This is a genomic window from Escherichia sp. E10V5 (assembly GCF_004212315.1).
Taxonomy (GTDB): Bacteria; Pseudomonadota; Gammaproteobacteria; order Enterobacterales; family Enterobacteriaceae; genus Escherichia.
Window position 1 is genome coordinate 12,220 of sequence record NZ_RHJM01000028.1, and the last position, 12,763, is coordinate 24,982.

Here is a 12,763-nt window from a genome sequence, read left to right on the forward strand (position 1 = left end):
AGTATTGATAACATCATCATCAATATTTAATCGAGGCCAGATATGTCCATCCGTTTTGCCTGCAAAGCCGATTGTGCTGCTATTGCGGAAATTTATAACCACGCCGTGTTGTATACGGCGGCTATCTGGAATGACCAAACTGTGGATGCAGATAACCGCATTGCCTGGTTTGAAGCGCGGACTTTAGCAGGTTATCCAGTGCTGGTGAGCGAGGAAAACGGCGTAGTGACTGGTTATGCCTCGTTTGGCGACTGGCGTAGTTTCGATGGTTTTCGCCATACCGTGGAACATTCGGTTTATGTCCATCCAGATCATCAGGGCAAAGGTCTTGGGCGTAAATTGTTAAGCCGATTGATCGATGAAGCGCGGGATTGCGGGAAGCATGTCATGGTCGCCGGGATCGAATCGCAAAATCTGGCCTCGCTGCATCTCCACCAGTCTCTGGGATTTGTCGTCACCGCACAAATGCCGCAGGTAGGCACTAAATTTGGTCGTTGGCTGGATCTGACATTTATGCAGTTGCAACTCGACGAGCGCACTGAACCGGACGCGATTGGATGAATCAGTCGCTCACCCTTGCCTTTTTGATTGCCGCCGGAATTGGCCTGGTGGTGCAAAACACGCTGATGGTGCGCATCACCCAGACCTCCTCTACCATTCTCATCGCCATGTTGCTGAACTCACTGGTGGGGATTGTGCTATTCGTCTCCATTTTATGGTTTAAACAAGGGATGGCAGGGTTTGGCGAACTGGTTTCCAGCGTGCGTTGGTGGACACTGATTCCTGGCTTGCTGGGATCATTTTTTGTCTTTGCCAGTATCAGCGGATATCAGAATGTGGGGGCAGCTACGACCATTGCAGTACTGGTCGCCAGTCAGTTGATTGGAGGGCTGGTGCTGGATATTTTGCGTAGCCATGGCGTGCCATTACGGGCGTTGATCGGCCCAATTTGTGGCGCAATTTTACTTGTGGTTGGCGCCTGGCTGGTGGCCAGACGCTCGTTTTAATCACAGGATAGTGCCGCCTTTGGTTAACTGTTCGTGGCGAGCTTCCATATCTTCTTTATGCTTACGCCCGTGATGAGCGATTGCTGTACGCAAACGCTGCTGCTGAGTGTAACGTTCTTCCCGGCTTAACTCTGCGTCATCGCTCAGGGCGATTAATAATTCGTTCATATGGGCAATGACGCTCTCATCAATCGCTGCATCCACGCGTGCGATGACCTCTTCCAGATGCGACATACTTTCTCCTTAGCCACTTGTGAAAATTATCGATTCTCCCAAATGATATAAGTCTGCGTTGTGCCGTCAAGCTAGTGCTCAAGATTTAAAACAGCGAAAACAGCAGCGCCACTGGAAAACTCATCGGCCAGGTCACCGCCACCAGGAAGGCGCTCAGAAAACGAATGTGCTTCTTCTCGTGGGAAAGAAACCAGGTAGTAACAAACGCGATAGCTGCCATAACAGCATAAAAAACAAGCAGGTATTGATAAAGAGACATGTACGGGCATCCAGCCGGAGGAATAAAACGCGCGCAAATATGCGTTATTTTTTGATGCACATCAAGTTTTTCAACCCGTTTGAGATATTTCCATAACCCGGGAGCTGCCCTTGTCCATCTTCAGAATGAGTATTATTGCAGATTTACTTAACCCGTACTATACACATAGGGGCTATGACAAAAGGTGGCAAAATATGAATGTTTCCAGTAGAACTGTAGTGCTTATAAATCTCTTTGCTGCTGTTGGATTGTTTGCTCTTATCTCTATGAGATTTGGTTGGTTTATTTGATGTAGCGATATTGCACGCAGTACACACTGTCAGAGAGATATCAACTCTCTGACAGTGCGTTAGATCTTCTCACACTCTCCCTGGCTACAATATTATCCTTAATGTTTAACCATTACGTGGCGGACAACGGTGTAATCCTCCAGCCCATAAAGTGACATATCCTTGCCATAACCTGAAAGTTTCTGACCACCGTGCGGCATTTCACTTACCAGCATGAAATGGGTATTGACCCATGTGCAGCCATATTGCAGACGAGCACTAACGCGATGCGCCCGCCCCACATCTTTCGTCCATACTGAAGAGGCTAAGCCATACTGGCTATCATTTGCCCAGTTCACTACCTGTTCTTCATTATCGAAGACAGTCACGCTCACCACTGGACCAAATACCTCTCTTTGAACGATAGCATCTTCTTGCAACGCGCCTGCCAGCAGCGTCGGCATATAGTAATAACCGTTACCTTTTCGTTTCTCCCCGCCGGTGATCACTTTAATGTGTCCCGTCGCTTTCGCCTCTTCCACTGCTTTGCTGACGCGGTCGAGATGAGCCTGGGAACTCAACGGCCCCAGTTCCGTTGATTCGTCATCCGGCGCGCCCGATTTCAAAGTTGCGACAGCGGCGCCGAGTTTTTCCACCAGCGCATCGTAAATGCCTTTTTGCGCATAGATTCGACAAGCTGCGGTGCAATCCTGTCCAGCGTTGTAATAACCAAACGTGCGGACACCTTCAACCACAGCTTCAATATCAGCATCATCAAAAACAATGACCGGCGCTTTGCCGCCTAACTCCATGTGGGTGCGCTTAATGGATGGCGCGGTATGGCTGATGATGTGCTCACCGGTGGCGATAGACCCCGTCAGCGAAACCATGCGCACTTTTTGATGCCCGGTCAGCGGATCGCCCACGGTCTGGCCCCGGCCAAACAGTACGTTGATCACGCCCGGCGGGAAGATATCTTTCGCCAGCTCTGCCAGTTTTAGTGCGGTCAGCGGCGTGATTTCTGATGGCTTCAGTACCACGCAGTTCCCCGCCGCCAGTGCCGGAGCCAGTTTCCATGCAGCCATCATCAATGGGTAATTCCAGGGGGCAATAGAAGCCACAACGCCCAGCGGATCGCGGCGGATCATCGAAGTATGTCCCTCGAGATATTCTCCTGCCGCCAGACCATTCAGGCAGCGAGCAGCTCCGGCGAAAAAGCGAAAAACATCGACAATCGCAGGAATTTCATCATTGAACGCACTATGCAGAGGCTTGCCACAGTTACGAGACTCCAGTTCGGCAAAAACCTGACCATTTTCTTCAATAACATCAGCCAGTTTCAGCAGGCATTCTGCGCGCACCTTCGGCGTGGTTTGCCCCCATTCGGCAAATGCCGCATCTGCCGCGCGAACAGCAGCATCAACTTGCTCTGCCGATGCCTCGGCAATCTCCAGTAAAACGTCCCCCGTTGCCGGATTATAGACAGGCTGTTTTTCCCCTTCGCCGCTAACCAGTTCTCCGTTAATCAGTAACTTATGTTGCATAGCATATTCCTGTATCAGTGGTTATTGACCATTGTCGCCTTCGCGGGTTAGCCACCAGGCCCCCAGGATCGGCAAGGTTGTTACCAACATAACCAGCAGTGCCACCACGTTGGTTACCGGTACATCACGTGGTCGTCCAAGCTGATTGAGCAACCACAACGGTAACGTCCGTTCATGGCCTGCCGTAAAGGTCGTAACGATGATTTCATCGAACGACAAGGCAAACGCCAGCATCCCTCCTGCCAGTAGCGCCGAACTGAGATTCGGCAACACCACATAACGAAAGGTTTGCCAGCCATTAGCCCCAAGATCCATTGACGCCTCAACCAGACTCCACGAGGTGCGGCGAAAACGGGCAATGACATTGTTAAACACCACCACTACGCAAAAAGTCGCATGCCCGACCACGATGGTGAAAAATCCCGGCTCCAGATTGATGGTTTTAAACGCGGTTAATAACGCCAGACCAGTGACAATGCCTGGCAGCGCAATGGGCAGCAGCAGTAACAGAGAAATGGCGTTTTTGCCGAAAAAGTCTCGTCGCCACAGCGCGGCAGCTGCCAGCGTCCCTAACACCAGCGCAATTAATGTTGCCAGCGCCGCCACTTTAAGTGACAGTGTCACGGCATCAAGAATATCACTACGCTGTGCTGCCACGCTAAACCAGCGCAGTGTCAGACCTTGCGGGGGGAAGCTAAATGCTGCTTCTTCAGTATTAAAAGCATAGGCAGCAATAATAAGGATGGGAAAATGTAGGAAAACCACGCCGCCCCAGGCCGCCAGTTTGAGGAAAAACGGTGCGCGTTCAGAGTGCATCGAACGCTCCCAGACGTTTCACGAACGCCAGATAGAGTGCGATAAGGACTATCGGCACCAGAGTAAAAGCCGCAGCCATCGGCATATTGCCAATCGCTCCCTGCTGGGAGTAGACCATATTGCCGATAAAATACCCTGGCGGGCCAACCAGCTGTGGGACGATAAAATCACCCAGTGTGAGCGAAAAGGTAAAGATAGAGCCAGCCGCGATGCCAGGGATCGCCAGCGGCAGCACCACATAACGAAAGGTTTGCCGTGGACGCGCGCCAAGATCAGCCGACGCCTGCAACAATGACGGCGGCAAACGCTCAAGCGCCGCCTGCACAGGCAGGATCATGAACGGCAACCAGATATAGAGAAACACCAGAAAGCGCCCTAGCCCAGAAGTTGACAGCGTATTACCGCCCACCGCTGGTAATGTAAGGAACGCTGTCAGCAGTGGTTCCAGCCCCAGATGTTGTAAAAACCACTGCGCCACACCGTCTTTAGCCAGCAATAAGGTCCAGGCATAGGCTTTAACAATGTAGCTTGCCCACATGGGCAACATCACCGCAATGTAAAAGAACGCTTTCATTTTGCCGCTGGTATAGCGCGCCATATACCACGCCATCGGAAAGGCCAGAATGGCACTGGCGATAGTGACTGCCACAGCCATTGTCAGTGTGCGGAGAATGATGTCGTAATTCGCCGGATTAAACAGCGCACGGATATTCGCCAGCGTCAGTTCCGGCGTTACCGACATGGTGAAATCGTCAAAGGTATAAAAGCCCTGCCATAACAACGTCAGCAGCGAGCCGAAATAGACAATACCAAACCACATTAGCGGGCCAAGCAGCAGCAAAAACAGCCCCAGCCCCGGATTACGCCAGAAGAAACCGGACACCTTACCCAGACCAGGACGTGAAGGTGATTGCAATACGTTCATCGCCATTCACCTCTCCTCAACCAGTGGCACCATCACATCACGCGCCCAGGAAACCATCACCTGTTGCCCAGCCGTGAGCGTGTTGGGTAAGTCTTCGCCCGTTACATTTGCCTGGCTAACCAGCAGTTTTTCACCGCTGTTAAGTTTCAGTTCAAAACGTGTGGCTGCCCCCTGATATTGCACCGCCTGAATCGTGCCATTGGCCTGCACTTCACCTGGTGTATTCAGGCGAATATGTTCCGGCCGCAGGGCAAAACTGCCCACCATGCCGCAAAGATTCTCGGCCATTAGCGGATCAAAAACGTTGGATGTCCCGACGAATCCCGCAACAAACGGCGTGCGCGGGCGCATATAGAGATCGCGCGGGGAATCGACCTGTTCAATGCGTCCATTATTGAAAACCGCCACACGATCGGACATCGATAACGCTTCGCCCTGATCGTGGGTAACGAAAATAAAAGTGATACCGAGCGACTGTTGCAGCTTTTTCAGCTCAAGCTGCATTTGTTCGCGCAATTTGAGATCCAGTGCGCCGAGCGGTTCATCCAGCAACAACACGCGCGGTTCGTTCACCAGTGCTCTGGCGATGGCGACTCGCTGGCGCTGACCACCAGAAAGCTGTGACGGTTTACGTTGCTGTACAAACCCCAACGCCACTTTCTCCAGCGCCTCTTGCGCCATTGCGTACCGCTGCTTTTTATCCACGCCTTTAACCATCAGCCCGTAGGCCACATTCTCGAGAATCGACATATGGGGAAACAGCGCGTAGTCCTGGAAGACGGTATTCACGTCCCGCTCCCACGGCGGTAGATTACTGGCCGGTTTGCCAAAGATAGCAATCGCCCCGCCGGAAAGCTGTTCGAAGCCAGCAATCAGGCGCAGGCAGGTGGTTTTGCCGGAACCGGACGGTCCCAGCATAGAGAAGAACTCACCATCTTTTATCGCAATACTGACGCCACCTACCGCGCGCACGTCGCCGTACAACCGCGAGACGTTATCAAACTCCACTGCGTACGTCATAAAACACCCCAGCGAAGTTAGCGACCGCCCATAATGGCAATGTAATCCTGCGTCCAGCGACTGTAGGGAACAAACTTGCCCCCTTCGGCTATAGGCGTTTTCCAGAAGGCGATTTTATCGAAATAGTTAAAGCCGTTGGTTTCACAGCCTTTATCGCCCAGCAACGGACTGGCTTTGCAGCCTTCCGGTACTACCGGCAGCGAACCAAACCAGGCCGCTACATCGCCCTGCACCTTCGGCGTTAATGACCAGTTCATCCATTTGTAGGCACAAACCGGATGTTTCGCTTCGCTATGTAACATAGTGGTGTCAGCCCAACCGGTAACGCCCTCTTTCGGGAAGACGGTGGCGATCGGTTGGCCTTCGGCTTTCAATGCGTTGGCCTGATACGGCCAGGCACTGGAAGCGACCACTCCCTCGTTTTTGAAATCGCTCATTTGCACGGTAGTGTCATGCCAGTAGCGATGGATCAAACTATGTTGATCGCGCAGCACTTTCAGTACCGCCTGATATTGTTGTTCGGTGAGTTGGTATGGATCGGAGATACCCAACTGCGGCTGAGTCGCTTTGACGAACAGCGCAGCATCTGCAATGTAGATAGGGCCGTCATAAGCCTGTACGCGGCCTTTATTACTCTGACCGTCCGGTAGATTCTGCTCAACAAAAACCACTTGCCAGCTATCTGGTGGTGTCGGGAAGGTTTTGGTGTTGTACATCAACAGGTTCGGACCCCATTGATATGGCGTGCCATAAACTTTTCCACCCACGTTAAACCAGTCGCCTTTAACCACGCGCGGATCGAGCGTTTTCCAGTTGGGAATCAACGCAGTATTAATCGGCTGCACGCGTTTACCCATAATCAAACGCAGCGAGGCATCGCCGGACGCCGTGACCAGATCGTAACCTCCTTTGGTCATCAGGCTGACCATTTCATCGGAAGTCGCTGCAGTTTTCACATTGACCGCGCAACCTGTTTCTTTTTCAAATTGCGTCACCCAGTCGTATTGTTTATCGGTTTGTCCGCGTTCGATGTATCCCGGCCAGGCGATAATATCCAGTCGTCCTTCCGGTTTATCCAAATTGGTAGGTTGTTCGGCGGCGTGGGCGGTCATTAATGTCATGGTAAGCGCACACAGGCTGCTGCGGGCAAATGTCTTGCTCATAAAGTCTTACTCCTGTCGTAATTAATTGTTCAGCCGCCGTGCCGTAAAAATATCTCCTTGTTTAACCATAGACGGCGGCTTGCAGGCGCACCCTCGCCCCCGAGAAAATTTAATCAGGATGTGAGCTAACGCGCATTATGCCGTTTGAGAAGCTATCTTCTGGAGTATAGACAAGGGGTTAGGAAATATAGCTTCTATTCGAAATTCATATTACCCAACCTGAGAGAAATTAAATGAGGATCTATTTCAGGTATTCTTTAATAAGGTGACCTAATTGTTTAACCGCCTGTTCTTCGCGCTCGCCCCACTGCCATGCAGTATTAAAACGGAAAAAACGTGACCAACTTTCGCCAGTAGAAAACATTTTACCCGGCGCAATGCTGATGTGATGCGCCAATGCCTGAACACTTAATTCGCCCGCATCTAACGGTTCGGGAAGCTCCAGCCAGAGAAAATAACCGCTGTCATTATGATGAATTTTGACTTCCGCAGGCAGATAACGCAGCAGCGCCTGCCAGGCACGTTGTTTACGTTCCGCAAGCTGGCGACGTAGACGACGAAGATGGGCATCGTAACGACGAGTAGAAAGGTAATCCACCAGTGCAAGCTGCATTGGCGAACTTGTGGAAAGCGTGCTCATCAACTGCAATCGCTGGATTTTGCGTGCATGTTTTCCGGCGGCGACCCAACCAATGCGAAAACCTGGCACCAGACATTTAGAAAATGATGAGCAAAGCAGTACACCATCGTGACGATCCCACGCTTTCGCGGGTAGCGGTTTTTCCCGACCAAAGTAAAGCTCACTGTAAACGTCATCTTCAATTAACATCACGTTGTACTGATTGAGCAACTCTACCAGCCGCGCTTTTTTCTGTGGCGTTAAGGTAAATCCGAGTGGATTCTGGCTATTAGTCATTAGCCAGCAGGCTTTGACCGGATACTCCTGTAACGCCAGTTCCAGCGCCTGAAGATCTATCCCGTCTTTAACGTCCGTCGCCACCGATAACGCTTTCAACCGTAGCCGCTCCAGCGCCTGCAACGCGCCGTAGAAACAAGGATTCTCGACAATCACCCAATCACCCGGTTCAGTGACCGCTTGCAAACTGAGGTTTAATGCCTCTAACGCCCCGGCGGTAATGACAATTTCATCAGGAGAAATAGTGATGCCTTGTAAGGCATAGCGACGAGCAATAGCCTGACGCAGTTCTGCATTCCCTGGCGGCAAGTTTTCAATCACGCTCATCGCCGTGGCGGTTTTACTCACCTGCGCCAGCGAGCGGTTCAGTTGCTGTAGCGGAAACAGGTGCGGATCGGGAAAGGCTGAAGCAAACGGTACTACCGATGGATCGCGACTGGCCTGCAACATGTCAAAAATATAGGTGTTAATATCGACCGTTTCATCACGCGTTACCGGAATAGCAGGTGCCTGCGGTGATTTCACCGTGCGCGGCGCAACGTAATAACCTGACTGCGGCCGCGCAATAATATACCCCTGACTTTCGAGCAACTGATAAGCATGACCGACAGTCATAAAGCTCATGCCAGAAAGCGCAACCTGTTCACGTAGAGAAGGCAGGCGATCGCCGGGTTGCCAGATGCCTGACGCAATTTGCTCACGTAATAGTTCTGCGAGCTGCTGGTATTTTTTCATTAATTGGATCGTTATTATCTGCAGGTGATCCGGCAGTCTATATCAGTTGTTAAAAATGACAACTTTACGTTAACTGTAATTAAACCATTACCAGCGATAACTCTTTGCCCAGGGCTTTAGCCGCAAGCTGGACGGCGTCGATTTTTGTCGCATGATGCAAATCAAACAAGCGAGTGATCTCCTGCCTGGGTTTACCAATCCGCCTCGCCAGCTCTTGCTGGGTGATATCTGACTGCAAAAAAGCATTTAACAGCAATACCTTAGAAGCGACACTTAAAGGCACCTCAACAAAGTGATCGTTGTTATTTAATGGCGAAGGCAACGGGATTAGCTCGTTATCTTCAAAATAAAAATCAAATGCGGTGAGTAAGGCATCTTTTGCTGCTTCCATCGCTTCAGCAACAGTTTCTCCCTGCGTTAACGCTTCAGGGATATCTACAAAAGAAACCACATAACCGCCTTCCGGCGCAGGTGTAAGAGTGACGGGATAACGCATAATTTTGACTGTCTCTCGCATGTCATTAACCTTCTGATGGCGATTAATTTAAACCGAGTTGTTTCAGGGTTGCTTTACGCAATGGTTCTTTGATCTCGTCACTGGGGTGACGCGGCATGACACTACGTCGCCCCTGAAACCTGAGTTTCAAATGGTTGCTGCCATTCGCCACATCTACGCCCTGAGATTCGAGCCAACGTCTGAACTCGCTTTGTTTCACATCGCCTCCCTGCCGCTGAGTATATCAACAAAGTAAACATTAATGTTTACCTCCTTTTTTAATTTGCTCGAAAATAGCACTAATTCGCCGCAACGGTGAAAAGCAGTGCCAAATCAGGAAGGCAGGTTCCAGAAATTCTTTGCGCTAATTTGCAAAACAGAAGAATAACTTAAAGAAACTATCGGCATCATAGCGGCAAAGTGTAATAAACGGGTGGCGGGATGTTTACGAAAGCGTTATCGGTAGTCTTATTAACGTGTGCGCTGTTCTCTGGTCAGCTGATGGCAGGACACAAAGGACATGAATTTTTGTGGGTGAAGAATGTGGATCATCAACTGCGTCATGAGGCGGACAGCGATGAATTGCGGGCTGTGGCGGAAGAGTCGGCGGAAGGTTTGCGCGAGCATTATTACTGGCAAAAATCACGCAAACCAGAAACGGGACAACCTTGAGTCGTTTGTTGCCGGATGCGGCATGAACGCCTTATCCGGCAACAATATCATGCAGCTTCAATGAGTTGTGAATACCCCTGAAAGCTTGCGTTTTATCCTTTCCGCTTCGGCAATGTTTTCAGCAGATCATCCGGGCTTACAGATGCGACAACGCTTCCCGGTAACGGCATTTTCAGAATATGATTTTTGATTTTACCGATGACGTGCATCTCACACGGGCGGCAATCAAACTTCAGCGTTAGTACTTCATCACCGTTAACCAGTTGCATCGGCGTTGCCTTCCAGCTTTTAATATTACCTTTCGCCTGTTTCGGACACAGATTGAAGGCAAAGCGCAGGCAGTGTTTGGTGATCATCACCGGGACTTCGCCCTTCTCTTCATGCGCTTCATACGCCGCATCAATCAGTTGTACGCCATAGCGATGATAGAACTCGCGTGCTTTATGGTTGTAGACGTTCGCGAGGAAACTCAAATGCGTTTGCGGATAAACCGGCGCAGGTTCAGCAACCGGTTTACGACTGCCGCGCTGGTAGCTGGCAAGACGTGCAGCATCCAGCATTTCGACGGCCTCACGGCGGAACTGATTTAACAGACTGTTTGGCACAAACAGCGCCCCCGGCAAATTAATTTGCACATCGCGGGCGTAATAGATGGTTTGCCCCAGTTTTGCCAGGCCATCTTTCAGGTTATTCAGCGCTTTTTCGGCGTTATTCGCTTCGTCGAACTGCCCATCCAGGGTATGAGTGATGCTAACGCCCTCTTCGCTGGTTAACGTCAGAATGAGTTGTTCTTGCCAGCCACCCAGTTCAATGTCTACCGCGATCCGACGCTCGCTGGAGGTTTTCGTCAGTGCCTGTTGCCAGTTATGGTCAAGGTTACGGTTAAGCGGATGATGTGGGCGAATTTTATGCAAATCTGCTGGCATTTCATTTGGCCAGACGCGGTAGTGATTTTCTCCGGTTTTCTCTACCGTATTGGCACGAAAGCCAACCACTTCACGTTTAATCATTACGTTCAGGCCATCGCCATTTGCCAGTGGCTCGGTGACGGCAACATCGAGATGATCTTTCGCCACTTTCAATACTTCACCCACCGGCAGGCCGATAAATTTCGGCGAATCGAACGCGCCAATGTCACCTTTACGCGCGTTAACAAAGTAGTCGGTGCTACCACGATGGAAGGTTTTTTCTGTCGAAGGCACAAAGAAATGTTCAGTACGACCTGATGAAGCACGAGCCAGATCGCCGCGCTCTTCAATAATGGCATCCAGCATCTGGCGATAATGGGCGGTGATATTCTTCACGTAGCTCATATCTTTGTAACGGCCTTCAATCTTGAAAGAACGCACGCCCGCATCGATCAACGCGCCCAGGTTGGCAGTCTGATTGTTATCTTTCATCGACAGCAGATGTTTTTCATAGGAAACCACCCGCCCCTGATCGTCTTTCAACGTGTATGGCAAACGGCACGCCTGGGAGCAATCACCACGGTTGGCGCTACGTCCCGTTTGTGCATGAGAAATGTAGCACTGACCGGAATATGCCACACACAATGCGCCATGAATAAAGAACTCAATAGTCGCGTCCGTGGCCTGATGAATCGCACGAATCTGCTCCAGGTTAAGTTCACGCGCCAGCACAATCTGGGTAAAGCCAACGTCAGAGAGGAACTTCGCTTTCTCTACAGTACGAATATCGCACTGCGTACTTGCGTGCAGTTCAATCGGCGGAATATCAAGTTCCAGAATCCCCATGTCCTGAACAATCAGCGCATCTACGCCTGTCTGGTAAAGATCGGTAATCAGTCGTTGCGCCGGTTCCAGTTCGTCGTCATGCAAAATGGTGTTAAGCGTGACGAAAATTTTTGCGCCATAACGGTGGGCAAATGGCACCAGTTCGGCGATATCTTTCAGACTATTACTGGCGTTATGACGGGCACCAAAACCAGGGCCGCCGATATAAACAGCATCGGCACCGTGCAAAATAGCTTCGCGGGCAATGGCGGCATCGCGTGCCGGGCTTAACAGTTCAAGACGATGAGAAGATACGGTCACTTTCTTATCCAGTAGCTGAAAAAAGGCGGTTATTTTAGCCACAAGCGCGACGTTACGAAATAGTTTTCCTGTTCAACTACGCGGGTAATGGATAATGGAATGAAAATGCACGGTTTGCTCGCCACGGTTGCAATAGGCATGGGCAACATCTGCGGCAAAGCGTTCACCTTCTCCACTTTTAAGGCTTCGCCACTCACCACCAACGCACAGGTCAAGCTGTCCATCAATGACGACAACATGCTCGATAACGCCCTTTTCGTGCGGCGTCGATTCGCTTATTGCACCGGGGGCCATCAGGATCGAGAAATGTTCAAAGCAGAGTTGCGGATCATAAGGAAATAAAGAAGTGATCACCATTGCCTGCTGTTGTGGATCATAAACGGATGGCGTAGCGGTCTGCGGCGGCGAAATAAACGTCGAAAACGGCACGTTCATCCCGGTAGCTATTTTCCATAATGTTGCGACCGTCGGGCTGGATTCATTACGTTCAATCTGCCCTAACATCGCTTTTGAAACGCCCGTCGCTTCAGCCAGCCGCGAAAGACTCCAGCCTCGCTGCTGACGAAGATGTTTAAGCGTAGTGGATAAAAAGCGAGCGAGATTTTCCATGCGACTCCTCCTGCAAAACGGGAGTTTATCACTTGTGCGTTATA

The 12,763-nt window shown here is 50.7% G+C and carries 16 protein-coding genes; 4 read left to right on the forward strand and 12 right to left on the reverse strand.

The window, feature by feature from the left end; genetic code table 11:
- Nucleotides 1-42: 42 nt before the first annotated feature.
- Both mddA and D9738_RS18620 read left to right on the forward strand, forming a co-directional pair.
- Entirely contained in the window at nucleotides 43-561 is a 519-nt protein-coding gene (gene mddA / locus D9738_RS18615) for an L-methionine sulfoximine/L-methionine sulfone acetyltransferase (protein ID WP_130210195.1), read from the forward strand.
- Nucleotides 558-1,007 carry a DMT family transporter gene (locus D9738_RS18620; RefSeq protein ID WP_001548534.1) on the forward strand — a complete coding sequence of 150 codons (450 nt, stop codon included), beginning with the start codon at nucleotides 558-560 and terminating at the stop codon, nucleotides 1,005-1,007. The genes mddA and D9738_RS18620 overlap by 4 nt, the downstream gene beginning before the upstream one ends.
- Here D9738_RS18620 and ydcY read toward each other — a convergent pair whose 3' ends face one another.
- Nucleotides 1,008-1,241 (reverse strand): DUF2526 family protein YdcY, encoded by a 234-nt coding sequence (ydcY, locus tag D9738_RS18625; RefSeq protein WP_113649882.1) that lies wholly within the window; start codon nucleotides 1,239-1,241, stop codon nucleotides 1,008-1,010.
- Nucleotides 1,242-1,326: 85 nt separating this feature from the next.
- The gene (locus D9738_RS18630) at nucleotides 1,327-1,500 is read right to left on the reverse strand and encodes a GhoT/OrtT family toxin (RefSeq protein ID WP_130260844.1); all 174 of its coding nucleotides are present in this window, start codon (nucleotides 1,498-1,500) and stop codon (nucleotides 1,327-1,329) included.
- 194 nt (nucleotides 1,501-1,694) lie between these two features.
- Between D9738_RS18630 and yncL the strand changes: the two genes are divergently transcribed.
- Entirely contained in the window at nucleotides 1,695-1,790 is a 96-nt protein-coding gene (yncL, locus tag D9738_RS18635) for a stress response membrane protein YncL (RefSeq protein WP_074399477.1), read from the forward strand.
- Between the two features lie 98 nt (nucleotides 1,791-1,888).
- Here yncL and patD read toward each other — a convergent pair whose 3' ends face one another.
- The 8 genes from patD to D9738_RS18675 form a co-directional block, all read right to left on the reverse strand.
- Complete coding sequence (gene patD, locus D9738_RS18640; protein WP_130260845.1) at nucleotides 1,889-3,313, reverse strand: aminobutyraldehyde dehydrogenase; 1,425 nt, start codon at nucleotides 3,311-3,313, stop codon at nucleotides 1,889-1,891.
- 21 nt (nucleotides 3,314-3,334) lie between these two features.
- On the reverse strand, nucleotides 3,335-4,129 hold the full coding sequence (locus D9738_RS18645) for an ABC transporter permease (RefSeq protein ID WP_130260846.1): 795 nt from the start codon (nucleotides 4,127-4,129) through the stop codon (nucleotides 3,335-3,337).
- A complete protein-coding gene (locus D9738_RS18650) occupies nucleotides 4,119-5,060 on the reverse strand; it encodes an ABC transporter permease (RefSeq protein ID WP_001251315.1) in 942 nt (313 codons plus the stop codon). The genes D9738_RS18645 and D9738_RS18650 overlap by 11 nt, the downstream gene beginning before the upstream one ends.
- The gene (locus D9738_RS18655; RefSeq protein WP_130260847.1) at nucleotides 5,061-6,074 is read right to left on the reverse strand and encodes an ABC transporter ATP-binding protein; all 1,014 of its coding nucleotides are present in this window, start codon (nucleotides 6,072-6,074) and stop codon (nucleotides 5,061-5,063) included.
- Between the two features lie 17 nt (nucleotides 6,075-6,091).
- On the reverse strand, nucleotides 6,092-7,237 hold the full coding sequence (ydcS, locus tag D9738_RS18660) for a putative ABC transporter substrate-binding protein YdcS (protein WP_130260848.1): 1,146 nt from the start codon (nucleotides 7,235-7,237) through the stop codon (nucleotides 6,092-6,094).
- 241 nt (nucleotides 7,238-7,478) lie between these two features.
- Nucleotides 7,479-8,888, reverse strand: coding sequence for a PLP-dependent aminotransferase family protein (locus D9738_RS18665; protein WP_130260849.1), 1,410 nt, complete (start codon nucleotides 8,886-8,888; stop codon nucleotides 7,479-7,481).
- A 79-nt stretch (nucleotides 8,889-8,967) separates the two neighbouring features.
- A complete protein-coding gene (hicB, locus tag D9738_RS18670; RefSeq protein WP_130210249.1) occupies nucleotides 8,968-9,384 on the reverse strand; it encodes a type II toxin-antitoxin system antitoxin HicB in 417 nt (138 codons plus the stop codon).
- Between the two features lie 43 nt (nucleotides 9,385-9,427).
- The gene (locus D9738_RS18675; RefSeq protein WP_130260850.1) at nucleotides 9,428-9,604 is read right to left on the reverse strand and encodes a type II toxin-antitoxin system HicA family toxin; all 177 of its coding nucleotides are present in this window, start codon (nucleotides 9,602-9,604) and stop codon (nucleotides 9,428-9,430) included.
- A gap of 221 nt (nucleotides 9,605-9,825) precedes the next feature.
- Here D9738_RS18675 and D9738_RS18680 point away from each other — a divergent pair, with 221 nt between their 5' ends.
- Nucleotides 9,826-10,056, forward strand: coding sequence for a YncJ family protein (locus tag D9738_RS18680; protein ID WP_130260851.1), 231 nt, complete (start codon nucleotides 9,826-9,828; stop codon nucleotides 10,054-10,056).
- Nucleotides 10,057-10,148: 92 nt separating this feature from the next.
- On the opposite strand, the gene rlhA is transcribed toward D9738_RS18680, so the two are convergent.
- Both rlhA and D9738_RS18690 read right to left on the reverse strand, forming a co-directional pair.
- The gene (rlhA, locus tag D9738_RS18685) at nucleotides 10,149-12,110 is read right to left on the reverse strand and encodes a 23S rRNA 5-hydroxycytidine C2501 synthase (RefSeq protein WP_130260927.1); all 1,962 of its coding nucleotides are present in this window, start codon (nucleotides 12,108-12,110) and stop codon (nucleotides 10,149-10,151) included.
- Nucleotides 12,111-12,182: 72 nt separating this feature from the next.
- Complete coding sequence (locus D9738_RS18690; RefSeq protein WP_130260852.1) at nucleotides 12,183-12,719, reverse strand: XRE family transcriptional regulator; 537 nt, start codon at nucleotides 12,717-12,719, stop codon at nucleotides 12,183-12,185.
- Nucleotides 12,720-12,763 lie beyond the last annotated feature (44 nt).